Annotated in this window: 25 protein-coding genes; 16 read left to right on the forward strand and 9 right to left on the reverse strand. The window is 46.6% G+C overall.

The features are described 5' to 3' along the window. Positions 1-105: 105 nt before the first annotated feature. Genes HW988_RS11295 through HW988_RS11305 form a run of 3 tightly spaced genes read left to right on the forward strand, consistent with a single transcriptional unit; the run spans position 106 to position 2,000 of the window. Positions 106-660 (forward strand): redoxin domain-containing protein, encoded by a 555-nt coding sequence (locus HW988_RS11295; RefSeq protein WP_181604373.1) that lies wholly within the window; start codon positions 106-108, stop codon positions 658-660. Further along, positions 661-1,104: a FixH family protein gene (locus tag HW988_RS11300; protein ID WP_181604374.1), complete on the forward strand. Its 444-nt coding sequence runs from the start codon at positions 661-663 to the stop codon at positions 1,102-1,104. Continuing rightward, positions 1,101-2,000, forward strand: coding sequence for a serine protease spb1 (locus HW988_RS11305; RefSeq protein ID WP_255489954.1), 900 nt, complete (start codon positions 1,101-1,103; stop codon positions 1,998-2,000). The genes HW988_RS11300 and HW988_RS11305 overlap by 4 nt, the downstream gene beginning before the upstream one ends. Positions 2,001-2,003: 3 nt before the next feature. On the opposite strand, the gene HW988_RS11310 is transcribed toward HW988_RS11305, so the two are convergent. Continuing rightward, a complete protein-coding gene (locus HW988_RS11310) occupies positions 2,004-5,651 on the reverse strand; it encodes an efflux RND transporter permease subunit (protein WP_181604375.1) in 3,648 nt (1,215 codons plus the stop codon). A 156-nt stretch (positions 5,652-5,807) separates the two neighbouring features. After that, entirely contained in the window at positions 5,808-6,617 is an 810-nt protein-coding gene (locus HW988_RS11315) for a trypsin-like serine protease (RefSeq protein ID WP_181604376.1), read from the reverse strand. A 186-nt stretch (positions 6,618-6,803) separates the two neighbouring features. Between HW988_RS11315 and HW988_RS11320 the strand changes: the two genes are divergently transcribed. Further along, complete coding sequence (locus HW988_RS11320) at positions 6,804-8,645, forward strand: monovalent cation:proton antiporter-2 (CPA2) family protein (protein ID WP_181604377.1); 1,842 nt, start codon at positions 6,804-6,806, stop codon at positions 8,643-8,645. 20 nt (positions 8,646-8,665) lie between these two features. Further along, entirely contained in the window at positions 8,666-9,133 is a 468-nt protein-coding gene (ybaK, locus tag HW988_RS11325; protein WP_255489955.1) for a Cys-tRNA(Pro) deacylase, read from the forward strand. 233 nt (positions 9,134-9,366) lie between these two features. Here ybaK and HW988_RS11330 read toward each other — a convergent pair whose 3' ends face one another. Then, positions 9,367-10,365 (reverse strand): 3D domain-containing protein, encoded by a 999-nt coding sequence (locus HW988_RS11330; RefSeq protein ID WP_181604379.1) that lies wholly within the window; start codon positions 10,363-10,365, stop codon positions 9,367-9,369. A 240-nt stretch (positions 10,366-10,605) separates the two neighbouring features. Here HW988_RS11330 and HW988_RS11335 point away from each other — a divergent pair, with 240 nt between their 5' ends. The 9 genes from HW988_RS11335 (at position 10,606) to HW988_RS11375 (ending at position 18,992) form a co-directional block, all read left to right on the forward strand. Beyond that, positions 10,606-12,873 (forward strand): cation-translocating P-type ATPase, encoded by a 2,268-nt coding sequence (locus HW988_RS11335; protein ID WP_181604380.1) that lies wholly within the window; start codon positions 10,606-10,608, stop codon positions 12,871-12,873. Then, complete coding sequence (gene ccoS / locus HW988_RS11340) at positions 12,870-13,037, forward strand: cbb3-type cytochrome oxidase assembly protein CcoS (protein ID WP_181604381.1); 168 nt, start codon at positions 12,870-12,872, stop codon at positions 13,035-13,037. The genes HW988_RS11335 and ccoS overlap by 4 nt, the downstream gene beginning before the upstream one ends. 58 nt (positions 13,038-13,095) lie before the next feature. Further along, positions 13,096-15,144 carry a cytochrome-c oxidase, cbb3-type subunit I gene (ccoN, locus tag HW988_RS11345; protein ID WP_370468163.1) on the forward strand — a complete coding sequence of 683 codons (2,049 nt, stop codon included), beginning with the start codon at positions 13,096-13,098 and terminating at the stop codon, positions 15,142-15,144. Then, on the forward strand, positions 15,141-15,323 hold the full coding sequence (locus HW988_RS11350) for a cbb3-type cytochrome c oxidase subunit 3 (protein ID WP_181604383.1): 183 nt from the start codon (positions 15,141-15,143) through the stop codon (positions 15,321-15,323). The genes ccoN and HW988_RS11350 overlap by 4 nt, the downstream gene beginning before the upstream one ends. Next, a complete protein-coding gene (locus HW988_RS11355; protein WP_181604384.1) occupies positions 15,310-15,888 on the forward strand; it encodes a cbb3-type cytochrome c oxidase N-terminal domain-containing protein in 579 nt (192 codons plus the stop codon). The genes HW988_RS11350 and HW988_RS11355 overlap by 14 nt, the downstream gene beginning before the upstream one ends. Continuing rightward, positions 15,885-17,291, forward strand: a complete 1,407-nt coding sequence (ccoG, locus tag HW988_RS11360) for a cytochrome c oxidase accessory protein CcoG (RefSeq protein WP_181604385.1) — start codon at positions 15,885-15,887, stop codon at positions 17,289-17,291. Before HW988_RS11355 ends, ccoG begins: the two co-directional genes overlap by 4 nt. Next, on the forward strand, positions 17,288-17,932 hold the full coding sequence (locus HW988_RS11365) for a sulfite exporter TauE/SafE family protein (protein ID WP_181604386.1): 645 nt from the start codon (positions 17,288-17,290) through the stop codon (positions 17,930-17,932). The genes ccoG and HW988_RS11365 overlap by 4 nt, the downstream gene beginning before the upstream one ends. 78 nt (positions 17,933-18,010) lie before the next feature. Next, positions 18,011-18,523: a hypothetical protein gene (locus HW988_RS11370; protein WP_181604387.1), complete on the forward strand. Its 513-nt coding sequence runs from the start codon at positions 18,011-18,013 to the stop codon at positions 18,521-18,523. Positions 18,524-18,698: 175 nt separating this feature from the next. Then, positions 18,699-18,992, forward strand: coding sequence for a hypothetical protein (locus HW988_RS11375; RefSeq protein ID WP_142700628.1), 294 nt, complete (start codon positions 18,699-18,701; stop codon positions 18,990-18,992). Here HW988_RS11375 and HW988_RS11380 read toward each other — a convergent pair. Both HW988_RS11380 and HW988_RS11385 read right to left on the reverse strand, forming a co-directional pair. Next, on the reverse strand, positions 18,973-19,257 hold the full coding sequence (locus HW988_RS11380) for a YheU family protein (protein WP_220128730.1): 285 nt from the start codon (positions 19,255-19,257) through the stop codon (positions 18,973-18,975). The genes HW988_RS11375 and HW988_RS11380 overlap by 20 nt on opposite strands. Positions 19,258-19,259: 2 nt before the next feature. Next, a complete protein-coding gene (locus tag HW988_RS11385; protein ID WP_181604388.1) occupies positions 19,260-19,733 on the reverse strand; it encodes a ribonuclease H in 474 nt (157 codons plus the stop codon). Positions 19,734-19,855: 122 nt separating this feature from the next. Here HW988_RS11385 and HW988_RS11390 point away from each other — a divergent pair, with 122 nt between their 5' ends. After that, the gene (locus tag HW988_RS11390) at positions 19,856-20,143 is read left to right on the forward strand and encodes a DUF3817 domain-containing protein (RefSeq protein WP_181604389.1); all 288 of its coding nucleotides are present in this window, start codon (positions 19,856-19,858) and stop codon (positions 20,141-20,143) included. On the opposite strand, the gene HW988_RS11395 is transcribed toward HW988_RS11390, so the two are convergent. Continuing rightward, entirely contained in the window at positions 20,140-20,889 is a 750-nt protein-coding gene (locus HW988_RS11395; protein ID WP_181604390.1) for a hypothetical protein, read from the reverse strand. The genes HW988_RS11390 and HW988_RS11395 overlap by 4 nt on opposite strands. A 19-nt stretch (positions 20,890-20,908) precedes the next feature. On the opposite strand from HW988_RS11395, the gene HW988_RS11400 reads away from it, so the two are divergent. Beyond that, entirely contained in the window at positions 20,909-21,877 is a 969-nt protein-coding gene (locus HW988_RS11400) for a hypothetical protein (RefSeq protein ID WP_181604391.1), read from the forward strand. Here the strand turns inward: HW988_RS11400 and HW988_RS11405 are convergent. The 3 genes from HW988_RS11405 to HW988_RS11415 all read right to left on the reverse strand — a co-directional run bounded on the left by HW988_RS11405 (position 21,874) and on the right by HW988_RS11415 (position 25,780). Further along, entirely contained in the window at positions 21,874-23,934 is a 2,061-nt protein-coding gene (locus HW988_RS11405; RefSeq protein ID WP_181604392.1) for an ATP-binding protein, read from the reverse strand. The genes HW988_RS11400 and HW988_RS11405 overlap by 4 nt on opposite strands. A gap of 170 nt (positions 23,935-24,104) precedes the next feature. Further along, complete coding sequence (locus HW988_RS11410; protein WP_181604393.1) at positions 24,105-24,929, reverse strand: pyridoxal-phosphate dependent enzyme; 825 nt, start codon at positions 24,927-24,929, stop codon at positions 24,105-24,107. After that, positions 24,929-25,780 carry a ThiF family adenylyltransferase gene (locus HW988_RS11415; protein WP_181604394.1) on the reverse strand — a complete coding sequence of 284 codons (852 nt, stop codon included), beginning with the start codon at positions 25,778-25,780 and terminating at the stop codon, positions 24,929-24,931. Before HW988_RS11415 ends, HW988_RS11410 begins: the two co-directional genes overlap by 1 nt. Positions 25,781-25,826: the final 46 nt, after the last annotated feature.

Here is a 25,826-nt window from a genome sequence, read left to right on the forward strand (position 1 = left end):
AAATTTTGCCCGAACACATCCCTTCCTGCAAGCAAGGCGCGTCAAAAACTTAGGTGCAACAATTTGCCATCTTGCCTCTAAGACCCTCTGTGTTAGAAACACCTCATGAAACGATTTATTCTGCTTTTATCATTCTTGGGGTCAGTAAATACTTGGGCCGCCAAACAAGTCACTTCGATCGATGGAACGAATGTGTTGAATGACAAATTCATTCATCTTGAAACCAAGGCCGCATCAAAAGGCACTGTCGTTGTTTTCATGTCAGCTAAATGCCCTTGTTCTGCAAGCCACGAAAGCTTGCTGAAAGACATGTCTGCTGAATTTAAAGATTTCAATTTCGTCGCGGTTCACTCCAATTCTGACGAACAATCGGCAATGACCAAAGAACATTTCGAAAAAGCTGCTTTGCCTTTTCCGGTAATTCAAGATTCCAAGTCGCGCTTGGCGAACGAATTCGGTGCTTTGAAAACTCCCCATGCCTTTGTGGTAAATCCGTCAGGAGAAATCGTTTATCAAGGTGGCGTGACGGACAGTCACGTGGGTCCTTCAGCAAAAAAACAATTTTTGAAAGATGCCTTGGAAGATATTCAAGCTGGCAAATCAGTGCGCATGAAAGAAGGCCGAGCTTTAGGTTGCTTCATTCAACGCGAGGACAGCTAGATGAAAAGACTTTTGCTGGGATTTTTATTTCTGACTGCGTGTGCCCGTCCTGATTATATCAATCCGGCGGTAAAAAATAATGCGCAATCACCCACAGCTAATGAATGCAGCTTAAAACTCGCTCAATCGCAGTTGTGTGCTTCCATTCAGTGGGTGTCGGGACCTCAATCACCTGCAGAGTCTGAATTCATTTTAAAATTCTGGAATGAATCCACGGCCACGGTCAACGGCCCTTATACAGACCCGGCAACGGCATTAAGTGTGATTTTGTGGATGCCTTCGATGGGACATGGTTCTTCACCAGTAAAGATCGATAAGATTGAAACCGGTGTGTACCGCGTTCATCGCGTGTTCTTTATTATGCCTGGTGACTGGGAAGTTCGAATTTACTTGAAAGATGGCACCGCAACCGTTGATCAAGCGACAGAAAGTCTTCGGCTGTGAAACATTTGATTCTGGCTTTCCTATTCCTTAATTTTAGTTCGCGAGCATTCGCTGCCAGCTGTTGCGGCGGCGGATTTGCATTCCCGGCTTTGATTATGGGTGATGATAAAGCCCAGATCACAAGTTCTTTAAGTTACGGTCAGGTGACTGATGACGTTTTACCCAATCAAAAATGGATCAAACGCAGTGATGATAATCACAGCCAGACATTTAAAATTGAAGCTGCCACGCTGCTAACTGACTCCATTCAAAGCGGTATTTCCATTCCTGTCGTCAGCCGCCAGATTGCACACGAAAACAGCACGGGCACGGGCGACGTCTCATTGAACCTGGGCCATGAAACATTTCCGGAACTTAGCTATTCTCGCTGGAAACCCAAAGGCCTCACGTTCTTGCAAGTGACCCTGCCGACATCCCCTTCTGTGTATGATGCGACCAATGTGCTTGCCGCAGATTCCCGTGGTCGTGGATTTTTCACCGTTGGTGGAGGATTAGCTTTTATCAAAGCCATGGGAACTTGGGATTTAAATTCCAGCGTGGAGCTGCATAAGTCCTTTGCGCGTGATTTTACCAGCGAATCTTCTGGCGGCACGATCACGGCCACTCCTGATTTAGGTCACAGTTGGACCGTGGGTGGTGGTTGGAATAAAGGCGACTTCAGAGTCGGCACAAGCTTTACGGGTATGTATGAAGACGCGGTCGCTATTTCAGGTGCGCAAACTTCATCGGGTGCTGTTCAAAAAAATGTGACTTGGTCTGCGATGGTGAACTATATGATGGGTCTTGAAAATGCGTGGACGCTTTCTTACGCCGATCAAACACTGTTCGGCACGCCTGAAAACTCAAGTCTTTCAAAAACTGTGACGTTAAGTTTCCAAACGCGCTGGCAGCGTTAATGCTTACAGATCGCGATCCCTGTCGCGATCACGATCTGGCCGCTGACTTAACATCGAACTCTTAGCTTTTCTTTTTTCTTCGCGAATCATGCGGCGTTCTTCACGCTCTCGATCTCGGCGATCCTTTGCTGCCTCCGATATCGAGCGAGCTTCTGCCATATGAGGCATGTTGCTATCAAAGTCAGCCTCAATATCTTCGGCTCTTGGAGGACGCGACGGCGCCGAAGGCGTGGGCGAAAGCACTTCCGAAGGTTTCTTTTCGGCTTTGGGTTGATACTTTCTTTTTAGGAAGTCAAAAAAGCCTCGTTTTGGTTTTTCATGATTGGTCTGTGACATCGCGGGCTCCTTTCGCTGTTTATTCTGATCGTGGTCCTCTGAAATTTCCGGCATCGTTTGATCTTGCTTAAAATAATCCTGCGAAACGGTCGTCGCTTCCTGATCGGCGGGTTGTGGACCTTCGCCATTATTCAGGACAGGCACACCATCGGCATTGATCGATGTCGCGTCTCCGACTTTAAGGAAGGCATCCCGCACGTCTTTTTGTCGGGTGTCGCGTTTACGGAATCGATCTGACAAAGAGTACACCACAGGCACCACATACAAGGTCAGTAACGTCGAAACCAAAACCCCACCGATCAACGTGATCGCCATAGGTTTAAAGGTTTCCGACCCCGCCCCTTGTGCAAGTGCCGATGGCAAAGCCGCCGTAATCGTCGCCACACTGGTCATGATGATGGGACGTAAACGCACGGGGCAGGCTTCCTTTAGCGCCGCATCCGCAGTGACATTGGTTCCTCCCGCGCGGTCACGAACGGCATTGGTAAAGTCGATCAAAAGGATCGAGTTCTTTTTCACTATACCCATCAACAGCAAAATACCGATCATGGAATACATATTGATGCTTTGACCAGTGAGATTTAAGGCAAAGAAAGCGCCGGAAAAACTAAATGGCAAAGCCATCAAAATCGTCATCGGATCCAAGAACGAATTGAACTGACTTGCTAAAACCATGTAGGCGACGATCACGCCCAAGGCCAAAGCAAATATCAAACTATTGAATGACTCACTAAAAGTTTTTGCGGCTCCGGATTGATCGATATGATAGCCCTCAGGAAGCTCATTGCCTTTATTAAAGATAAATTCCAAGGCTTTTTGTTGTGAAACCCCCGGAGCTAAATTTGCATACATCGTAATCGCCCGTTGGCGATTCACCCGCGTCACTTGCTGCAAACTTGCGCGCTGCTCGACGTCTGCCACCTGCGTGATCGGGATCAAGTTGTTACGATCATTCGCAATAAGGAGCTTGTTAAATTCATCCCGTGGATCGGGAGTTTTCTTTAACTGCACATAGACGTCATAGCGATGTCCATCTTTGGTGTACTGACCGTTTTTAACCCCACCAATCATCGCCTGTACAGTGATCCCGATATCTTCAGCACTCACTCCACGACGTGCGGCCTTATCCCGCGCCGGGGTCACTTGAATTTCTGGCATCCCGGCGAGGTAATCGGAATCGACGTCGACCATGAGTTTTGAGTTACGCATGTCTTCTTTAAATTTATTATTCAGCTCTTCAAGTTTAGCCCAATCGGGACCTTGCAGGATAAATTCAATCGGATAACCTTTCCCCGTCGAAAACCCCCGACTGGAAGGATCCATCATAAAGACCATCACACCTTGAACATTTTTGGTGAGCTCACTGCGCGCATAGGACATGAATTCTTGTTGGGAGCGTTCTTTAGTCTGCCCAGGTGCTATGCCCCGATTGCCTTTGTCTTTTAAGGTGATGAACATCATCCCCGTATTGGCATCACTGCCTCCACCTGAGCCCAAGCCCCCGACGCTTGCGTAAACGTGGGCGACTTCTTGTTGAGATCGCATCCATTTTTCAATCTCCTTTGCCTTTTGATCCGAAGTCGCCAGCGAAGTTCCAATGGGCAGAAACAAGCGCATGATGAAAAGGCTTTGATCCATGGTCGGCGTCATTTCTTTGTTCAAGGATTTTACTGAAAAGAAAGAAACCGCCACGAACGCAATTGAAACGGCCAGCACAGGCCAGCGATGAGCGAGTGTCCAATTCAGGGATTTACCGTAAAATTCCTTCAACTTGGCCATGAACCATTCAAAAGATTTTCCGATACGTGTGGTACGTTCGCCAGTGTGAACAAATGAAGAGCAACGCATCGGCGTGATCGTTAAAGATTCAAGAAGCGACAACATCACAGCGAGCGAAATGGTAATTCCATATTGCAAAAAGAATTTACCGATCACGCCCTTCATGAAGGCGACGGGCAGGAAAATTGCAATGATGGCGACACTGGCCGCTAATGCTGCGAAAGTAATTTCACGCGCACCAACAATCGCAGACTCAATCGGCCTCAATCCCCGCTCGTTATAGCGGAATATATTTTCCAGAACCATGATCGCATCATCTACCACGATACCAATAGCAAGAGTTAATCCCAGCAAGGTGAAGGTATTCAAAGTAAAACCAAAGAAATAAAGCCCGATGAAGGCCCCCATAATCGAGGTCGGAATCGCCAGCAATACATTTAAAGTTGCCGTGAAACTTCCCAAGAACACCCAGCACACGATCGAAGTCAGAATAACTGCCAGGATCAAGTGCTTGATCATTTCATGAATACTTTGTTCGATATAGCGAGAGGAGTCGAAATTGATCGCCAGACGCATGCCTTCAGGCAGGTCTTTTTGGATCTCTTTCATTTGCTCTTTGACGGCATTAGCGACCGCCACGGCATTTGACCCCAGTTGTTTTTTTATTCCCAGCCCCAAAGCCATCACTCCATCAAAGCGCGAGATACGATACATTTCCGCAAGGGACTCTTTGGCGAAACCGACATCTTTTAAGCGAATGGTATTGAAAGGATCCTGAATCACCATGCCGGCGCGCTTATTGATGATCATGTTATCAAAACCTTTGGCGTCTTTAAACTCCCCCAGGGTTCTGACGTTAAAAGCATTTTTAGAATTTTGAATAAATCCACCGGGAACTTCCGTGTGCTGACTGGTGATGGATGCCATCACGTCATTTACGGCTATATTGTGCTTGCGAAGTTTATCTGCATCGACCCAAACCCGCATGGCAGGATCAGTATACCCCCCAAGAATGATATCCCCCACACCTGACACCATGGTGAAACGGTCTTTTAGATAGTCCTTGGCATAGGTCATTAAAAAATACGGATCATTTTTCTCATACACCAAAGCCAACCACAAAATCGGCTGATCATCAGGATTGGTTTTTGTGATAATGGGTGGATCCACGGCCGGTGGCAACAGACGCTGAGCTTGCGCAACCTTGGTTTGCACCTCTTGCAAGGCCACATCAATATTGCGGTCCAATTCAAATTCGATGGTGATATTGGCAATACCGGTTTTACTGACGGAGCTGATACGCTCCACACCTTGTACTGAGGACAGAGCATCCTCGACCGGGTCCACCACAGAAGTTTCCATAATTTCCGGTGCAGCCCCCAACAGAGTGATGGAAACATTCACGACAGGAAAGTCGACGTCAGGAAGCTGACTCACACCCAAACGCATAAAAGAGATAAAGCCGAAAATAATAAATGCTGCAAACAGCATCCACGAAAAAACAGCATTGCGAATGGAGACGTCGGAAATACGCATGATCGACCTCCCCTCGATTGTAGAGGCAAATCCTGGCGCGCGGAATTTGTGGAGACGATCATGACAAAGGACAACTTATTATTTGCGTAAGAGCATAAAAAAAGGAGACCCAGTGGATCTCCTTTTTAGTCTTAAATAAATTCTGTGTGCGGCTAATTATTTAGCTTTAAGATCTGCCATGTTGTCAGCAATCCATTTCGCGTAGATGTCTGCGCGAGTGTAGATAGACATCAGAAAGCAATCTGGAGTAAGACGCGTTGGCAAAGCGTCGGAACGGCTCGCTACACCCCATACTTGCAACTCACCATCAACCTCTAGGTAAGCGGGCCCACCGGAATCACCAGAGCAAACGCCACGGTTGATAGTTTGTGCCAAGGATGTTTCAGTCGCCGTCATATTGGGATCTGCAATTTTAAGAGTTGTCGTTCTAAGAACGCCTGCGCCCGATTTAATTACCCACGAACGATTCAAACCGTAACCAGCTACGATCGTTGTCGTGCCTTCACGAAGAGCGCCTGAGTTTTTAAGGATTTTAGCCGGTCCATAAGAAGCTGGCAGGTTTCCTACGAAGCGCACAAGGGCGATGTCAGCCGTGTTTTCTTTGCGAGACGTGCTGTAGTCTTTGTTCACGATCGCAGCATCCACCACGCGAACTTGTTCTTTTTTAGCTTTCTCAACTTCATTCGTGAAGAACACCACCATCTTTTTTGGATTCGGTCCCACGCAATGAGCTGCTGTCAAAACGATATTTTCAGAGATCAAAGTGCCTGAACACAAAGCGCCCACTTTAGTGTCATAAAGAGCCACCGTAGAGTGAATGATACGAGAACCCGGCAATACTTTATCGCCACCAATAATTTGCCCGTCATTTTGAGCTGTCATTGTCCCGTTTTGATTGCCTGGAGAACATGCTGTCAACGCTGTGGCTGCCAACAAACCTGATACTAGTACTTTGAAAGATTTCATTCGAAAAACTCCTGATTTAAATTCGTTTTCGTGGAGGGTTCTACACCCCTTCCCCAGAAACCCAAAATGAAATTTTCCTAATCGGGACACTCTTTAAATCGGGACAGTCGTAAGTCTCCGGCCAAGGCGCGCACCTTGTACTTTTTTTAACTTGGCGACCTAAGGAGCAATTGTTACGCTCTCTTCATGTTAGAACATCCGCACTTACTTCAAGCTCTCGCATTTTTAGGATCTTCCGTCCTTCTCGTTCCCGTATTTCAAAGATTAGGCCTGGGTAGCATCTTAGGATACCTTGCGGCAGGCATTCTGATTGGCCCTCAGGGAGCAAAACTGATCATTGACGTGAAGGCGGTTCAAAATCTCTCCGAGTTCGGTGTGGTCTTTCTGTTATTCATGATTGGTCTCGAACTCCAACCCAAAAAACTTTTGGCCATGAAACGAACGCTGGCAGGGTTTGGTGGCTTACAGATCATCACCTGCTGCTTAGCCTTAGGAGCCCTGGTCAAGCTTTTAGGAGCCTCGTGGCAAAGTGCTATGGTAGCGGGATTTGCGTTGAGTCTTTCGTCAACGGCGTTCGCCTTACAAGCCATGGCAGAAAAGAAAGTTCTAAACACCGAGTTTGGCAGATCCTCTTTTGCAATCTTACTTATGCAAGACGTGGCTGCGATTCCTGCGTTGGCCATCATCCCCACACTGGGACTGGCCCAAGCTACTTCAGGCCATGAAGTAAACTGGCTGGGAGTTTTGGGAATATTCCTGGGGCTTTTGATTTTCAACTACACTTTGATGGGACCGTTCCTGCGTCAGGTGGCAGCACTGCGCAGTCGCGAGCTGTTCACGGGAGTCACTTTGACGATCGTGATTGGTGTTGCGTACCTGATGGAGCATATGGGGATCTCGATGGCCTTAGGGGCTTTTTTAGCGGGCGTTCTTTTATCTGAATCTGAATATCGCCACGAACTCGAAGCCGACCTAGAACCCTTCAAAGGTTTGTTGATGGGTCTGTTCTTTATCTCGGTGGGCATGTCGGTGAATATCACTCTATTGATGAAGAACCCGGCATTCGTGTTGTTCGCAACAGCATTATATATGATGGTCAAAGGCTTCCTGCTTTATGGTGTGGGCCGCACATTAAAACTTCATTCGACGGCTTCCAGAAACATGGCCGCTTACTTGGCTCAAGGGGGTGAGTTCGCCTTTGTGATCTTTGGTGTAGGCCAAAACTCGAATGTTTTAAGTCAGGAACTTTCAGACACGCTGACGTTGATCGTAACCCTATCGATGATCATAAGTCCGTTCGTCATCGTCGCGAATGCAAAATTCGAAAGCTGGGCAGCCACTCACAAGCCAAAACAAGAATGGGACAGCTTCGAAGGAGCCGACAGCGAAATCATCATCGCGGGTTTTGGTCGCTTCGGTCAGATCTTTGGCCGTATTTTACGTGCCCAGGACATTAAGTTCACCGCCATTGATCACGATCCCGAGCAAATCGAGTTACTAAGACGCTTCGGCAACAAGGTCTATTATGGAGACGCCTCCCGTCACGAAATTATGGAAGCGGCCGGAGCCGGGAAAGCAAAGTACTTGATCATCGCCGTTGACGATATTGAGACTTCCAAAAAACTCGCCCAAATGGCGAAAGATCATTTTAAGAATTTGAAAATATATGCCCGTGCCCGAAACCGCGCCCACGTTTTTGATTTGCTAGATATCGGAATCGAAATGACTCACATTCGCAGGGAAACTTTCGAATCAAGCCTGCTGCTGACGCGCGAATTACTGTTGGATCTGGGGTTCCCAAGTGATCGGGCCCGCGCTGTGATCGAAAGATTCCACCGCCACGATGAATTGATGATGGCTGAGCAATACAAAGTCCGCCACGATCAAAAACTTTTCCTGGATACATCCCGCCAGGGCATGCAGCAATTATCTGAAGTTTTACGTGAAGACCAAATCAGAACCTACATCGACGCCAAAGACTTACCAAAGGCCGAAGACAAAGCCCCAGAATCGGAGACCCGCGCATGAGCCAACAAGAAAAACCACCAATGACTTTGGCGTTGCGTGAATTAGAAAAACACGGCGTAGAATTAACCTACCACCTTTTCACTTACCAAGAAAAAGGCGGCACCGCCCACTCCTCAAAAGAAATGGGCGTCACTGAGCACGCCGTCATCAAAACCCTGATTATGGAAGACGAAAACAAAGATCCATTGATTGTGCTCATGCACGGAGACATGCAAGTCTCCACCAAAAACCTAGCCAGAACCCTAGGCAAAAAATCCATCGCCCCCTGTAAACCCGAAGTCGCCGACCGCCACTCCGGCTACCAAGTAGGCGGCACCTCCCCTTTCGGAACAAAAAAGAAAATGCCGATCTACATGGAAGAAACAATTTTAGCGCTACCAAAAATCTACATCAACGGCGGCAAAAGAGGTTTCCTAGTAGGCATGGACCCAAAACAAGCCCAAAAAATCCTAAGCCCTACATTAGTAAACGTAGGAATCAAAGGCTAAGAACCCTTTTCTCTGATAACCAGCCTCTTAAATAATTAAACTGCGCATGGACGAGCGGCCCTGACTCGGCTTGGGCTGGCTCATGCCCTCAACGCAGCGACCTCCGTGGGCGCCACGACGGCGCGCACTCGCCGAAGGCGAGCCACGGCTGAGCCCGGATGGCGTGTCGCGAAGTTGTGGGTGTGAGACAGACCAGGCCGAGGCAGGGACGCTCGGCCATTCGTTGAACTAGATTATTTAAGAGGCTGGTTATCCGGCGGAATGCGAGGATAAGCACGTCGGGCTTGAATCTCTTTCGCCTTAGCTCCAGTGATTCTCATATAAGGAACAGCCGTATTCTTATCAGCAAGCCCAATACGATTGAACGGGTTCATTTTTTCATACCAGGGTACGAAGCCCGAGTAAAAGTCAAAGCGACCTCTGCCATTGATGCCTGATCCCTTATCACGAATGATAAAGTAACCGTCATGCATCGTCCCGTCTGGTAAAATAAGTCCAATGATAGATGGGATGTAAATCACCTCACCCAATTTATAAACTGTTAAATCCGCCGCCAAAGTGTGGAAAGGATCCAAGCAAACGGTACGATCACCATAACCATATTTGCATTCTTCACGATTGATTTCGAAATAACGGTTTTGGCCTTTGATACGTGCCAAAATATTTAGCATGCGAATCTTGCCTTTTTGTTTGATCGAACAAGAACCCTGAAGGCCACAAGCCATCGAATTCTTTTTGCATACGCGGATCAACGCTTTACCACCCTGACCATGCAAAGTGACTTTTTCAGAATCCGGGCAGGATTTTTTATCTTCATCAAACACTGGGAAGAAATAAACTGTCGGAGTCAGCTTCGCAGTTCCCTTCACGTCAGCTGCGGCAGGACGATCTTTGTTGATCTGCTCCTCAGAGACAGTGCCATGGGTAGGTGTCGTCTCGGCTTCAAAAGTCGCTGGCTGAGTTGGAAGTGTCGAGGTGTTTTCATCAACCACTGGTGGATTTGTAGGAGCTGGAAAATCCTCGGGTTTGCCGACTGTCGCGTGTTCGGTCGGTAGAGTTGTTCTCCAGTCATCAGAGTTTTCATCAGTTTGGATACTTTGGTGATTCAATGCGATTCGGCCACTGTCATCAGTCTGGGTGTTATAAGATGCAAATTGGTCGGCAGATCCACAAGCGGATAAAGCCATGGCTCCCACGACCCCCAACAAGGTAAAAATCCGTCTCAATTGCATGCGACCTCCAAAGATGAACAGGGCTTAAAAGTACCAGACTTATGACAAAGAAACGAAGCCTTTTTTATGACTGAAAACAAGTGAAATGCCGTGCCGAAAAATGGTACTTTTTGTCTCTATCATGCCAGCAATTTTGGGTCTCCACCCGGTGTTGATTTTATCGACAATGTGACGGCCATCATTGCTAATTCCGCATATTTACCCGATAACGTTCTCAGCACATGTTAGGAGACTTTACACATGGAGCTCGATCGGCATCTCACTTGTAAATACTGTCAAAGCCCCTCAAATGGAGCTGAGTACTGTTGTGAAGCCTGTAAGGTCTTAGATACCCAGGTTGGCCCCCTTAAATTGGACCAAGAAAATCCTTTCGCTCACCTGGATCAACCACAATTTAAAGCCCTTTATAAACAAGATGAACGCAAGGATTACGACTACCTAATTTTTGCCGAGGGCATGCATTGCTCATCTTGTGTGCATCTTTTAGAAAAGCTGCCTGAATTTTGCCCGGGAATTTTGGAAGCCCGCGCTAATTTTGGTCAATCAACAATTGCTGTGAAGTTAAGCGAAACAGGTTCTTTGGCAAAAGCCGTACAAAGTATCGCAGAACTTGGTTACGAACCGAAAATCTTGAGTCCTGAGGACAACCTTCAAGAAAAATACAAAGAGGAAAATCGCACTTTTCTAAAACGAATTGCGGTGGCGGGATTTTGCGCAGGGAACATCATGCTTTTCACCATTCCGATTTATGCGGGATTGGAAAGTTCTTGGGCGTATGTTTTCAATGGCATTTCTTTGGCATTGTTCTTACCGATTCTTTGCTATAGCGCGGTTCCATTTTATCAAGGCACATTGAACGCTTTAAAATTCCGTATGATGAATGTGGACCTGCCAATTACAATCGCCATGTTAAGCGGATTTATCTTTTCCACTTGGAACTTTTTCCACAAACGAGATGGTATTTATTATGACAGCACAGCGAGCTTTTTATTCTTAATTTTAAGCGCCCGTTATCTACTAAAAAGAGTGCAACAGAACTATCTCGCGCCAGCACGTATGCAGACATATTTTAAAGACCAGACTTATGAACGTCTGACACATGATCACACGGATCTTATTCCGTGGAACCACATCCGTCTGCACGACACTCTGGTTATTAAGCAAAATCAAACTTTGCCAACAGACTGCGTGCTCTTAAGTGATTGTGCCACCGTGGATCTGTCTTTATTCAATGGCGAATCTTTGCCGCAAATTTATTCTTCCGGCATGACTTTGCTGGGGGGAACAAAACTTTTAAGTGAAAATATTAAAGTACAAGCCAGCTCCACTTTCGAAAACAGTCAGATTGGTAAGCTCTTTAATGACCTGGATCAAAAAAGCTATCAAAAAAGCAACTTTGTCAGTTTAACCGATCGTCTGGCGCAAAGATTGATTGCGATCGTATTTGGGCTAGCGGCCGTGTTTTTAGCTCTTTACTCTTTCGTAGATCCGCTGGAGGCCTTTCAACGTTCACTGGCTTTGATTGTGATCGCCTGCCCTTGCGCTTTGGCCTTTGGCTCACCTTTGACTTTGGGCCTTGCGATTAAAAAAGCTCAACGTATGGGCATCTTGATGAAAAGTGCCAATACGTTTGAAAAAATCCTGGATCTGAAAAATATCTTTTTTGACAAAACCGGTACACTTAGCGAAGGCAGTCTGACTTTAGTTAACTCTGCGCCTGAATCCCTGCCCGTAAGCGTGCAACAAATCGTCTTGGCGCTGGAAGCTCACTCTCACCATCCCGTGGCTTTTGCCCTTCGCAAAGCCTGGGGCCATATTCCCGCTGCAAAAAACGTAACCAACGCCCAAGAGATTCTGGGGCAAGGTGTTCGCGGTTATGTGGGCGATGATCTTTACGAAATTTTTCCTTACAACACGACATTGCCTGGAAGCCAGATCGCTGTTGAGGTTTTAAAAAACCATCGCAGCGTTTGTCAGTTGTATTTCGCAGACCGCCTGCGTGAAGACTCTGCTCGTATCGTGAATGAACTGCAAAAACGCGGGCTTCATACTTTCTTGATTTCCGGAGATAAATCCGTACGCGCGAAAGAGGCGGCTTTTCACTGCAATATTCCTTCGCAAAATGCTTATGGAGATTTAAATCCACAAGCCAAATACGAGTTGATTAGAAATTATCCTGACAGTTGCATGATTGGCGACGGCGCTAACGATTCCCTGTCTCTTCAAAATGCCACAGTTGGTATCGCGGTTAAAGGCAGCGTCGATTTAAGCTTGCAACATGCGGATATTTATTTCACTCGTGGGGGGCTGCAACCCCTGATGGATCTTTTTGCCCTGACAGAAACAACTCGCAATGTGATGGCAAAAACTTTGACGGTTTCCCTGGTCTATAATTGCCTGGGTGGAGCCGCCGCACTTTTAGGACTTATTAATCCAATGATGGCAGCGATCCTGATGCCGATCAGCTCCGTGTTGATTGTACTAACCTCTCTTTGGGGGATGCGATGAACATTATCATACTGATGATACCAATGGCGTTACTCCTGGGTGTTGGATTCTTGTATGCCTTTTTCTGGGCCAACAAGAAGGGTCAGTTTGATGACCTGGAAACACCCGCTCACCGTATGCTTTTAGATGAAAACGAAAGGACTGAACGTGAACACACAAAGTAATGTCGTCGAAAGAATTATCTACGACGACGATATAGTAAAGAAGTTCGCAATCGCTACCATGATATGGGCTGTGGCTGCATTTCTTTTTGGCGTTATCGCTGCTATCCAAATTCCTTGGTGGCCGGCGAACTTGAATTTAGAATGGATTACCTTTGGCCGACTGAGACCGCTGCACACCAACGCTGCGATCTTTGCCTTCGGTGGTAATGCGATCTTTGCCGGGATCTATCATTCTTCTCAGCGCCTGCTTAAAGCGCGCATGTTCTCGGATCTTTTGTCCCGCATGCACTTTTGGGGCTGGCAACTTATCATCGTTGCGGCCGCGATCACTTTGCCATTGGGGTACTCCCAAGCCAAAGAATATGCTGAGCTGGAATGGCCGATCGATATCGCCATTGCGGTGGTGTGGGTGATCTTTGCCGTGAACTTCTTTATGACGATACATCGTCGTCGGGAAAAACATCTGTATGTGGCTTTGTGGTTCTATATTTCCACAATCATCACTGTGGCGGTTTTGCACATCGTGAACTCGATTGAGATTCCCGTGGATTTCATGAAGTCCTTCCCGGTCTATGCCGGAATTCAAGATGCCATGGTTCAATGGTGGTACGGTCATAATGCCGTGGCCTTTTTCCTGACCACACCATTTTTGGGTTTGATGTATTACTATGTTCCGAAAGCAGCGAACCGCCCGGTGTATTCGTACCGCCTGTCGATCGTGCATTTTTGGTCTTTGGTATTCATCTATATCTGGGCCGGCCCCCATCACTTGCTGTACACTTCGATGCCGGAGTGGGCGCAAACATTGGGAATGATTTTCTCGGTCATGCTCTGGGCTCCATCATGGGGTGGTATGATCAATGGTCTTTTGACTTTGAAAGGTTCCTGGAACTTGCTCCGCACCCAACCGCTGCTTAAATTCTTTGTCGCAGCGCTAACGTTCTATGGTATGTCGACTTTCGAAGGTCCACTTCTTTCAATCAAATCAGTAAGCGCTCTTGGACATTACACTGACTGGATCATTGGACACGTTCATTCGGGCACATTAGGTTGGAATGGTTTCTTAACGTTCGGTATTTTGTATTACATGATTCCACGCTTGTGGAAGACCGAGCTTTATTCCAAAAAGCTTTTAGAAAACCATTTCTGGATGGGTCTTCTTGGCGTCATCATGTATTACGTGTCGATGGTCGTGGCAGGTATCACTCAAGGTTTGATGTGGAGAGCTGTAAATAAAGACGGCACTCTGGTTTACCCGGACTTTATCGAAACAGTGGTGCGTATCATTCCACTTTATTGGGTGCGTGCTTTAGGTGGAATGCTCTTCCTGATTGGTTTCTTGTTGATGTGCTACAACATCTACATGACGATCAAACTGGCTCCAAAACAAGTCAAAGAAGAAGCCGTTGAAGTCACTCGCACGGGTTACAACGAGATTCCAGGCACAGGACACCGTAAATTGGAAGGTATGGGCTTCGTGTTCTCGGTCTTGGCATTCCTGGCCATCGCTGTGGGATCGTTTATTGAAATTTATCCAACACTGTCTTTGCATAAGTACATCACACCGACAAACGTGACCGAGCCCTATACGGCATTGGAAATCGCAGGTCGCAGTATTTATCAAAAAGAAGGTTGCTACGTCTGCCACTCGCAACAGATTCGTCCGATTGTTTCTGAAGTCCTTCGTTACGGAAATGCTTCAACAATTGAAGAATCCATGTGGGATCACCCTTTCCAATGGGGTTCAAAGCGTACCGGCCCTGATCTGGCTCGCGTCGGTAAGAAATATCCAAACTTGTGGCACTTCAGTCACATGATGGATCCTCGCACTGTCACTCCAGCGAGTATCATGCCGAACTATCCATGGCTTGCGGATAAAGACACAGACTTCCTGCGCCTGCGCAAAGAATTGTCTGTCCTAAGAAGATTAGGTGTGCCGTATGACGACGACACAGTCGCCAATGCCGATGGGATCGCTCAAAAACAGGCAAAAGAAATCGCAGCGGATATTGAAGCGAATGGTGGCCCAAAAGGCATGGAGAAAAAAGAAATCATCGCCCTGATCGCCTACCTTCAAGCCCTGGGTCAGAAAGGAAAAGCACAATGAAACAAGAAGGATTAAAATACTTCACGGATCTTCATTTAACTTCTATTGGTCTGATGATTTTTTTCGTGTTCTTTATTTGTGTATTGGTTTGGGTATTTCGCAAAAACAGCAAGCACTTCTACAATGAAATGCAGAATATGCCTTTGAGAGATCAGGAGTTCACAGATGCAAGACAATAACAATCCAAATCCAGAAGGCTATAAACAGCTCTTCCACGAATACGACGGCATCATTGAACATGACAATCCACTGCCGACGTGGTGGTTGTGGACGTTCTTTCTGACGATCATCTTTGCTTCTCTTTACTTCCTGCACTATCAGTTTGGTGGTGGCATCACATTGCAAGACGAACTAGCGATTCATATGACGGCCTTGGAAAAAGAAAAAGCTACTCAACAGGCATCGGCCCCAGCTGAAACAGAGGACTCTTTAAAAGAAGCCTTTGAAAAGATCGATGCGAACGCTGGTGCCGCTGTTTTCGCTGGCAAATGCGCCGCTTGCCACGGTCAGGAATTGCAAGGTTTGATCGGTCCAAACTTGACCGATCACTTCTGGATTCACGGAAAAGGCACTCGCATGGATATCGTCAAAGTTATTCGTGAAGGTGCCGCGGACAAAGGTATGCCGCCCTGGGGCCCAGTCCTGAAACGCGAGGAGCTTTATTCCGTCGCAAAGTATATAATGACGAAACTAGATTCCAAACCTGCTGGAGCTAAGCCTCCACAAGGAGAAGAAGTGAAATGAGCTTAGACCCGAACCTCCTTACCTCTGTTGACGAGCACGGCGATCACATCGCTATCATTCCTGCTGAAGTAAAGGGGTTCTATAAAAAGCATCGCACCTGGGTGCATGCTGTCTTGCTGGTGATTTTTCTGGCACTGCCGTGGACTACGATCCGCGGCGTGCAAACAATCCTGATCAATATTCCTGACCGCGAATTTTCTTTCTTTGGTCTTTTGTTTCACGCCCACGATGCTCCATTATTATTTTTTATTATCGGCACCCTGGTGATTGGCTTGGCCTTTGTCACTGCCATTTGGGGTCGAGTTTGGTGTGGCTGGGCTTGCCCCCAAACCGTCTTTATTGAATCTGTTTTCCGTCGTATCGAGCAATGGACGGAAGGTAACTATATTGAACGTCGTAAACTTCGAGATGAATCCATGTCGTTCAATAAAATAAAAAAAAGCGGAACCAAGTGGGTGTTGTTCACTGTGGTGTCTTCGTTGATTGCTCACAGCTTCATTGCCTACTTTGTGGGGGCAAAAGACTTGCTACATATGATGGAGCAACCCCCGGGCGACAACTGGACATATTTTATTTTAGTCTCTTTGGTAACTGGTGCTGTGCTTTTTGACTTTGGCTGGTTCCGCGAACAGTTCTGCGTGATCATGTGCCCCTATGGCCGCTTTCAATCTCTTTTAATCGACAATAAATCTTTGGCAGTTATTTACGACGTAAAACGTGGTGAACCTCGACGTGGTCGCAATCAGCCCGGCGAAGCCCAAGGTGACTGTGTCGCCTGCAATCGCTGTGTGAATGCCTGCCCTACAGGTATTGATATTCGCAATGGTCTGCAAATGGAATGTATTGCGTGCACAGCTTGCGTGGATGCCTGTGACGAAATTATGGAGAAAGTTAAAAAACCAAAAGGTCTGATTCGTTACGACACTTTGGACTTCAGCAAAATCAAACTGACTCGCCCACGTCCCTTGGTTTACATGGGGGCTTTGCTGATTTTAATTTCCGGTCTTTCCTATGCGATCGCAACCCGCTCCCCTTTCCATTGGACATTATTGCGTGGTCAGGGTTTGCCATATTCCTATGTGCAAGAGGGCGAAACGAAAGACGTGATTCAAAATCAATTCAAGATTCATATCCAGAATCAAGAGCGCGAAGAGACATCTTATACGCTTTCGATTGATCCCGAGTTAATTAAATCAGGTGCGAAGCTGACGATAGGTGAAAATCCAAAAGTTTTGAAACCACAAGGAACGCACGAATGGTATTTCTTTGTGCGCCTGCCTGAAAGCAGCTTCAAAGGAACACACGGCAAGATTATATCCCGGGTGACAATCGAAAGCCGTCATGGTGATGTGGTAAATCGCAGTGACAAAGAACTTATCATCGTGGGACCTCAAGGAATATGAACTCAGGAATGCTGCTCGCATTAGGAATTCTCAGCACCAGCTTTTTCGGAAGCTGGCACTGTGCTGCGATGTGCGGGCCGATCTCCTGCTTGATGGGAGACCGTAAATCCCTTCTGTCGTATCACCTGGGAAGATTGATTGCCTACGTATCCCTGGGAGTCCTTGCGGGTGGCTTGGGACAGTTTCTACTCGACTCCCAATACGCGTGGCTAAGAACGGCCTCTGCAGTTTTATTTGCGGTGGTTTTACTTAGCATGGGACTTCGCCTGCTCGCTCCCTCGTTCACTCAGAAATTAATTCCGAAAGTGGACCCTCACGGTTTGATGAAAGTCTTTCGTCAGCTTAGAAAATTTCACTTAAACCAATCTGGAATTGTGGTGGGATTCTTAACAGGCCTTCTTCCCTGTGGCTGGCTTTATACTTATGTGACTGCGGCGATCGCCATGCAAAATCCATTGATGGGTGGCGCATTGATGTTTTTATTCTGGGTCGGTGGCTTGCCAGCACTTAGCATCCTGCCCTCAATGATTCAAAAAGGTTTAAGTCAAATTCCAATGCGCCACCAGCGTATTGCCGGCGTCATTTTAATAGTCGCATCCGTGTACTCCGTCTGGAGTTTCGTTTTCTTCACCCACTCTTAGTGTCCATATTGATTCCCTGCAGCTCGAAAATCAGAGTGTGACTTGCTCTAAAATTAGTTTTGTCGATACCATAGAGTCATGAGCACTTATGTTTTTTTGACTGAAGTCGCAGACTTTCCCCAAGCACAGGTTGTGAAATCTTTTTTGGTGGCCCAGGGATTTCACCCACGCTTGCGTGATGAACAAACCCGTGCGGTTGCGCCTCATTTGGAACAATTCCTGGGAAAATTGATTATCGATATTCCTGAAGAAGAATTTCTGCAAGCTTCACAAACTTTGGAAGAACTGCAAGATTCCCATCGTTTAAAGATCGCAGGTCAGGAAGAGGAAGAACTCGCCAAGGATCAAGCCCTGGCGGAAAGCCAAGCGATGGCCAAGCAATGTCTGGTGAATGCGGTTTTGGGCTGTGTATTGATTCCCGTTGTCTGCAATCTGTATTCAATGCTTTTGGGATTCCGTGTTCTTGGCAAAGAAATGCCCCTTTCAAGACTTTCCCGCACTCGTTTAGTCATGGCCTTTTTCTTTAACTGTGCAGGCTTTTATATCTGGCTTACGTTTGGCGGAAGAATCCTGCGCAACATGTTCATGTAATTTTATTTGTAGGCAGAATTAGTTTTTACATTAATTGCGGCGCATCATTTTCAGTCAGATTTCAATTAATCCCCTCATAAGGGGCAATCGTCTATTCCCGTCGCAATTTGATTGATTGCGGGGCTTTTTCTCATTAACCCCTACCTATCTATAACTTTTCAATGAAGGGATTGTTATGCGTTTTCTTTTAGCGACTGTAGCTTCTTTGTTCATCTCCACAGCGGCTTTCGCGTGGGTGCCTCAGTGGAATTATCAAATCAATGGTTACCAAGCGGCTGTTACTATGTACAACCCGACTGGTTTCACAGTTTACTGCCAAGGTTACGTGACTGGCCAAGTTCAAAATGGTTTTGTAGTGAATGCTTGGTTTGCTGACTGGGTTGGGCCATTCCAATACCGCACGGCTTGGGTTTATGCGACTCCACCGTATTTCTTTGTCAATGCATGGGCTAACGTAAATTGCCAGTAAGCTTTTTCCAATCAGAGTCGGTCATCATCGTGACTGACTCTGTATTGAAATCGTAAACAATACGGATGTCATTTTTCTGCAGCTGTTTACGAACCTGTTCTTTCTTTTTGTCTAAAGAAATTTCGATCACACCGTAGTCGGTGCCTTCACGCAAAATAAACGCCTCAATCACCGCATCAACCACTTCCGCAGAAAGCTGATCCACAGGGATTACCATGGGTGGCTGAGGATTTTTTTCCAGTTCATTGTCGTTTTCGAAATTCATAATCAGATCTCCAGATCTTTGCTTCTAGCACGAATACAAAGTTCGTCACATCTTTCGTTAAACTCAATGCCAGAGTGCGCCTTCACCCAGCGCCATTCGATACGATGCTGCCGCTGAAGCGTGTATAGTTCACGAATCAAATCCACCTCTGGAATCGGCTGCCCTTGATTTTTAACCCAGCCATTGTCACTCCACCGCGGACTTTTTTCCAAAGCTTCAAGCATGACTCGAGAGTCGGTATAAAGCCTTGCGCGGCTGTTTTCAGGCAAAGCCTTTAAAGCCTCGATAGCCGCTTGAAATTCCATACGGTTGCTGGAAGTTTTCTTTTGTCCTGCAGAATCTTCACTGATGATTTTGCCACGACGGCAGATCACGTAAGCCCATGCACCTTTACCGTGTTTAAGGCTACCATCCGTGTAGATATCAAATACATTACCAGAAAATAAACGAAGCAATCTTTGCCAGAATCGATACATACTACAAAGCATTCCATAAACATTTGATAAACGCAGTAAATTGTTGCGGAATTAACGCGGAGATTTTGGATGCGCTTGCTGAAACTTCAAGTTATCCCTCTCAAGATCAAACGAGGTGATTTATGGTTCAAGCATTCAGAGTATTGGGTTGGCTCGAAGGGGCTTCATTTCTAATTCTATTGTTCATTGCGATGCCAGTTAAGTATATGGCTCACAATCCGGCGATGGTTAAAGCGATGGGACCGATCCATGGTTTCTTGTTCGTGGCCTATGTGCTTTTCGCAAACTTTTTGGCGGGAGAATTAAACTGGTCTGCCAAAACGCGCATCAAAGCGTTCTTTGCAGCGGTCCTGCCCTTTGGAACTTTCTGGTTCGAGAAAAAATATTTGGCCGTGACTGAAAAAGCTTAACGCTTTTTCTTAGGCTTCATTGTGCCCTTCTCCGGAGGGGCCGTCTCATCCGCTTTGTTTTCAGGCGCGGTTTTTATCTCTGCTGGCTTTTTTTCTTCCATCGGCGCTAGCGCTTTTGGTTTTTCCACTCGGCTTTGAATGAAATAGCGAAGCCCGATCATAAATGCATACTGATCAGAATATTCGTTGGGCTGCTTAGACACCGCATAAGTGTATCTGGCATCCGCCATCACGGCCCACAATCCCGCGTTCCAAATTTCTCCTTCAAGGGCCAGATTTGCGCCACTTTCTGAAGATGACCAAGCAGAGGTTTGAATTCCTTCGGCGGGAGTGAAATCCGTGTGGACGGTTTTGACTCCTCCCATAGGATAAGTCGTATAAATTCCCAACGAAGTTGAAAAAGAAGGTGCCCAGTAACGGCGATAAGCAATGGTCACCTGCATCGCCTGAGTTTTCTCGATAACCGAGCGACCCGCCGCCTCGTCGCGGAAATAATATTTATTAAAATAAACCGCTGCCATCTCCAGAGCGCCGTGATCGCTCACATCACCAGAAGCGACCAAGGCAAGCCCCGGCATGGTTTCATTCAAGTCCGAATAATCTCCGTCATAAATTGTGCGAGAGAAATAAGGACCGACATAGGCCATGACATTTCCCCGCTGAGGCACATAGGCTTCAGCAAAATCTGCACACAGAATAAAGATACTCAGAGACAGAATGGAAAGTGTCCGTTTAAGATAGACCATAACTGGAGCCTAATGGTTGATGAGTAAAAAATCATTATCTTTATATATAAAAAAATTTGCATTGTTGGCAGCAACAATGACGGTCTTTTTATGGCTCATGCCCACCCAGGCCGCCAAAAATGAAACTCCTCCGGACGATAAAACCACGCTGGAAGAAGACTTCATCAACAGTAACATCTATGTCTCGCGCTTCTTTGATAACATGGCGGACAGTATGGATCTGTTTTTGGCGGGACAACAGTATACCGAAAGACCCAATACCACATCAGCGGTTTTTGAAACAGCGTCGTACTATAACTCACTGGAGGGGTTAAGAAACGATCTAAGCTTTGACTTCTATTTACGTCTGCCGAATGTGGAAGAATACTGGCAAGTGACATTTACTTCCTATGACGAAACAGCCGAGCGTGGTGTGAGTCAGGAATACCTCAGAAATCAACCCCGTCAGCGTAATGCCGGGGCGACCTTCGGATTTTTCAGACAACTGGGAAATGTCAGAACATCCTACCAACCCCGTATTTCGTTTTCTTTACCGCTTAAGATTTCTCACACTTTGACGTTTGAAAGCATCGTGGAAAAATCAAAATCCTATCGGATCAATCCCAAGTTGCAATTTTACGCAGATGCGGACAAGGGAACCGGGATGTTCCAGGCACTGAATTTTAACTTTACGCTTTCTCGCCGCTTCAGTTTAACCTTCGTCAACGAGGGGGATTATGAAGACAGGATTGCCACTTATACGGTGACGAACGGTGTGGCCCTGGGGCAGTGGTTTAGCAAGATGTCGAGCATCTCTTACAATATTTTCTTTACGTCGAAAAATCGCCCGAATTACCACTTGTACTCGTACAACTTTTCAGCGGCCTTTAGTCAGATTTTATATAAGAATATTTTGGATTATCAGATTCAGCCCAATATCGATTTTTCTGAAGAGCATGACTTTGTCAGAAATCCGGGCGTCAATTTTCACTTGTATATCAGATTTTAAACCGAGGGCGTTATTTCGCTCTGGCGTTTTTCAAACTGCCCCAAAAAACCCATCAGCTTTTGAATCAAATCATGACGACGGATAGGCTTACTTAAATGCGCATCAAAGCCCGCTGCCAAACAGCGATCACGCTCTTCTTTCATCGCATTTGCCGTCAACGCCACGATCAAGTTGGAGTACCCCTCTGAACGAAGCTCCATGGTCGCCTGGCAACCATCTTTGATTGGCATTTGGACATCCATCAAAATCACGTCATAGTTTTTAAGGCGCGCAGCCTGCACCCCTTCGTCACCGTTGCTTGCAATAGAAATCTTTGCGCCCGCACCTTCAAGGAAACGTTGAAGCAAGGCCTGAATGTCCGAAGAGTCTTCAACCAACAAGATTTCGCGCCCCTGCAAAGCAGTCGCAAAATCCAATGACGTGACATCCATGATCCTGATTTTGTGCTCGTTATCTTGTTCCGACAGATTCGTAAATACCGGTCCATTCTCAGGACAAATACAATCCACAGTCACCAGAAAGGAACTTCCCTTACCCAGTTCAGAATCCATCAATACCAAGTCTCCACCTAAACGACGAGCCAACGTGCGTGACAAAGCCAGGCCCAAGCCCGTGCCACCAAACTGGCGCGTATGAGAAGCATCGGCTTGCGTAAACGGCTGAAATAAAATTCCAGCTTGGGCTGGGCTGATCCCAATACCGGAATCCGTGATCTCAAAACTTAGGGACTGATGAGTCTCGGATTTACTGACGCTTAAACGTACGAAACCCGAACTTGTGAACTTAATGGCATTGCCAATCAAGTTGGACAAAATCTGCGACAAACGAGTCGCATCGGATTTAATAAAACGAGGCACGGCCGATTCGATGATAACTTCAAACTGTACATCTTTGCTGGCAGTACGGGAATCAGCGAACAAACTCAGCTCACGCAAAAGTTCGCGCAAATCCACCTCACTGATTTCAAGCTCCACTTTACCGGCTTCGACTTTGGAAATATCCAGGATGTCATCAATGATTCTTAGTAAATAGGTGCTGTTGGTGCGAACTTTCGCCGCCCAGTCCTGACGTTCAGCAACTGTCGAAGTCGAATTCGTCAACAGATCCGAGAAACCTACGATAGCTCCCAACGGTGTGCGAATTTCATGACTGACGTTCGCGATAAAATTCGTTTTCGCGCGATTCGCAGCCTCGGCCGCGTTTTTCATTTCAGCAAGATTTTTATAGAGCAGCGCTCTTTCGATATTTACCGCAAGTTTGTTCGCAAACTCTTCAGCCATCATCGCATCGACCGCATCAAAATTGGCAGAACCCGGCGCGCGCGCCAAGGTCACACAACCAATGGTGTCGCCATTTTGTTTGATGGGCATGCAGATGTAAGAGCGCAACCCCACTTTCGTAAACAATGCAAAAGTGCGCGGCGAAACGGAAAGCATGCGAAACATTTCTGGCAGGATGTCTTCGTGAAAAACAGATGCGCCTGAGCGCAAAACCTTCAGAGGACTTAAAACATCGTCGGCATTATCAAAGCCGATATCTTGAAGCTCTTTTAAAAACGGCACGAGTGCGGGGTGCTTGTGAGCCACGGTGCCAGGCCCGACTCCTAAGTCTTCACGCAAATCTATGCGACACCAATCCGCCATATTTTCAATGGCTACTTCCGCAGCTGCAGTGATTACGGAGTTACAACACGCCGTTAAATCAAAATTCCTATCCAGTGATTTCAGTGTGGTTGCATAAAACGTCAAAAGGCGTTCGGCATAATAGTTTTCGCGCGTGTCGTGGAGATAGATCAAAAGATGTTCATTGTAGGGAGATGGCGCCAACACTTTTTGAACACGAATCATTTGGCGCAAAGAAGGATTTAAACGCGCCAGTAATTTATCTAGTTTGTGATCGGCGGTCTCGTCTTCAAAACCAAGAAGGTCGCGGGCTGAATCGTTTAAATGCAGCACACGCTCATCCCGAGTCGTGATAAGAATCGGCAGATGCGTTGCAAAGAAGATGTGCTTCCACATCTCTGCTTCAATCTCCGAAAGCTGAATTTGACCGGCCATTTCGTCCCTCACATGAAATAAGGTTTAGTTTTACCTTATGGGATAGAGCGCCTCTAAAACTTATCTTTTGTATTATATTTTTTATACCGAAAAGTACGCATTTGCTTAAGCCCCGAGCAGTTACATTGCTAACCAGCAAGGGATCTAAACAAGTCTTTGAAAATATTGAACTAAACACGTTTCAGAGAAGCCCCTAAAGCGAAAATGCTTTGCTGACTTTTTCCGTGCAAATACTCCTGAACTCCCGCCAAAACCAACTTAAAAGAAGGCCCGACCTTCACCATCCCGGCATCCGTTTTTATCACATCTGTTCCTAGCAACTGATCTTCTGCTACCAGAACTCGCTGATTGAAGTCCTGGGGGCCCAACTCATCCCGCTCGCCATAACGATTGAGTTCAATATTACGAACTCCAGACACCATAAACCCTGCGTGAGGTTCGGTGCTGACCACCCAATGCGCCTTCGCTCCTTCGGCGGTTCCCAGCAAAGAGTGCCCCGTACCGACAGCCCCAATCACGGCTGATACGGCAGCTCCCATAAACGCTGCAGCCCGCTGACCCAGGGAATGATAGTGACGGCGCTTTTGAAAATCAAAAAGCTGATCAAAACGAACACTTCCCGGTTGCTCGAGCAAAAACTTTTCGTAGTTGGGATAGATATTGGCCATGTCCTCTTGAAAAACTTCAGCACCCTGGGAGGTCAGAAACTCCACCAGGGAGGGCATAACAGTTTTTGGCACGAACAATGTACAGCGAAGCCCTCGCTCTTTGCAGTAGTGAGCTAAAGAAACGGCTGTACTCCCCGCACTGACTTCAGAAATTATGGAGCCTTTTGCCACTCGTCCAGAATTAAAAAGAAAAGAGATCTCCCCTTCGACCATATGATCTTTCATAGAGCCGCCGGGATTTTCCCCTTCCAAAGAAGTAAAAACGCGGTTGCCGTCCCGAAGATTTAATTCGGGAGCGACAATTTCAACAATTCGAGACTGAGGCATTAGGCAACAATCGGTTTATCAGCGTGTTTCAAGTTCTCAGGAATATTCAAAGCGCGTGCTTTGTAAGACGCTTCAAAGATCGTCGTTTTCACTTGGGCCACATCCACGAAAATTCCGTTGGGAGAGTGCACAGTTTTACCCATACCCACAACATTTTTCGCGATTTCCGACGCAGCTACCGCAGCCGAAGTTTCCCCACCAGGAGTGACAAACGGAATATAAGAGGAGCGATCCATTGCATGAATCAACTGACCCCAGAGGTATGTCGGAACTTCTGGACAGATGAAGCGCAAGAATCGAGACAGATTTTCTTCATAAGGAAGTTTATCTGAAATCCCCGTTTGCTCAGCAAATGACGGAGTGTTTTTATTAAATACCACCACAGAACCAGAAAATCCCAAAGTCGCACAAGAGGCTACGGGGATTCCACGTTTATGAGCTTCCACATTCAAAGCCAGCTTATCTTCCATGGCAAACAGATCCACCACGTCCACAACCCAGTCGACACCTTTTAAGAATTCATCCAAATTAGCTTTCTTAACGCCCTCAGGGAAAACTTTAATTTTCACAGCAGGATTGATCGCGCGAGCTTCCGCCAAAGAACACTCGTCCTTGCGCATACCAATAGTTGTTTCTTTCGCCATACGCTGACGATTGATATTCGTTCTTTCGAAAGTATCCGGGTCAGCAATATGGAAATTTTCAAATCCCATACGAACCAGATTGATAAAAATTGAACCACCCAAACCCAAACCACCAACAGCGATTTTTGTGTTTTTCATTTTCTCAAGCTGGGCTTCTGTGAAAATGCCGATGCTGCGAAGAAATCTTTCTTTGTAATGTTGATCCATGATGAGCTCCTTCAAATTATTTTTGAACGAAATAAAATTTTGTGTG

It is taken from the genome of Bdellovibrio sp. KM01 (assembly GCF_013752535.1).
GTDB lineage: Bacteria > Bdellovibrionota > Bdellovibrionia > Bdellovibrionales > Bdellovibrionaceae > Bdellovibrio.

Coding starts and splice junctions, on each gene's coding strand:
- HW988_RS11410 (WP_181604393.1), bottom strand. CDS start 24,929: ATGCCTCAGTCTCGAATTGTTGAAATTGTCGCTCCCGAATTAAATCTT.
- HW988_RS11375 (WP_142700628.1), top strand. CDS start 18,699: ATGCGTTTTCTTTTAGCGACTGTAGCTTCTTTGTTCATCTCCACAGCG.
- HW988_RS11350 (WP_181604383.1), top strand. CDS start 15,141: ATGAAACAAGAAGGATTAAAATACTTCACGGATCTTCATTTAACTTCT.
- HW988_RS11320 (WP_181604377.1), top strand. CDS start 6,804: ATGTTAGAACATCCGCACTTACTTCAAGCTCTCGCATTTTTAGGATCT.
- HW988_RS11405 (WP_181604392.1), bottom strand. CDS start 23,934: ATGGCCGGTCAAATTCAGCTTTCGGAGATTGAAGCAGAGATGTGGAAG.
- HW988_RS11330 (WP_181604379.1), bottom strand. CDS start 10,365: ATGCAATTGAGACGGATTTTTACCTTGTTGGGGGTCGTGGGAGCCATG.
- HW988_RS11395 (WP_181604390.1), bottom strand. CDS start 20,889: ATGGTCTATCTTAAACGGACACTTTCCATTCTGTCTCTGAGTATCTTT.
- ccoS (WP_181604381.1), top strand. CDS start 12,870: ATGAACATTATCATACTGATGATACCAATGGCGTTACTCCTGGGTGTT.
- HW988_RS11415 (WP_181604394.1), bottom strand. CDS start 25,780: ATGGATCAACATTACAAAGAAAGATTTCTTCGCAGCATCGGCATTTTC.
- HW988_RS11365 (WP_181604386.1), top strand. CDS start 17,288: ATGAACTCAGGAATGCTGCTCGCATTAGGAATTCTCAGCACCAGCTTT.
- ccoN (WP_370468163.1), top strand. CDS start 13,096: ATGATATGGGCTGTGGCTGCATTTCTTTTTGGCGTTATCGCTGCTATC.
- HW988_RS11400 (WP_181604391.1), top strand. CDS start 20,909: ATGAGTAAAAAATCATTATCTTTATATATAAAAAAATTTGCATTGTTG.
- HW988_RS11385 (WP_181604388.1), bottom strand. CDS start 19,733: ATGTATCGATTCTGGCAAAGATTGCTTCGTTTATTTTCTGGTAATGTA.
- HW988_RS11300 (WP_181604374.1), top strand. CDS start 661: ATGAAAAGACTTTTGCTGGGATTTTTATTTCTGACTGCGTGTGCCCGT.
- ybaK (WP_255489955.1), top strand. CDS start 8,666: ATGACTTTGGCGTTGCGTGAATTAGAAAAACACGGCGTAGAATTAACC.
- HW988_RS11295 (WP_181604373.1), top strand. CDS start 106: ATGAAACGATTTATTCTGCTTTTATCATTCTTGGGGTCAGTAAATACT.
- HW988_RS11380 (WP_220128730.1), bottom strand. CDS start 19,257: ATGAATTTCGAAAACGACAATGAACTGGAAAAAAATCCTCAGCCACCC.
- HW988_RS11310 (WP_181604375.1), bottom strand. CDS start 5,651: ATGCGTATTTCCGACGTCTCCATTCGCAATGCTGTTTTTTCGTGGATG.
- HW988_RS11370 (WP_181604387.1), top strand. CDS start 18,011: ATGAGCACTTATGTTTTTTTGACTGAAGTCGCAGACTTTCCCCAAGCA.
- HW988_RS11335 (WP_181604380.1), top strand. CDS start 10,606: ATGGAGCTCGATCGGCATCTCACTTGTAAATACTGTCAAAGCCCCTCA.
- HW988_RS11390 (WP_181604389.1), top strand. CDS start 19,856: ATGGTTCAAGCATTCAGAGTATTGGGTTGGCTCGAAGGGGCTTCATTT.
- HW988_RS11315 (WP_181604376.1), bottom strand. CDS start 6,617: ATGAAATCTTTCAAAGTACTAGTATCAGGTTTGTTGGCAGCCACAGCG.
- ccoG (WP_181604385.1), top strand. CDS start 15,885: ATGAGCTTAGACCCGAACCTCCTTACCTCTGTTGACGAGCACGGCGAT.
- HW988_RS11355 (WP_181604384.1), top strand. CDS start 15,310: ATGCAAGACAATAACAATCCAAATCCAGAAGGCTATAAACAGCTCTTC.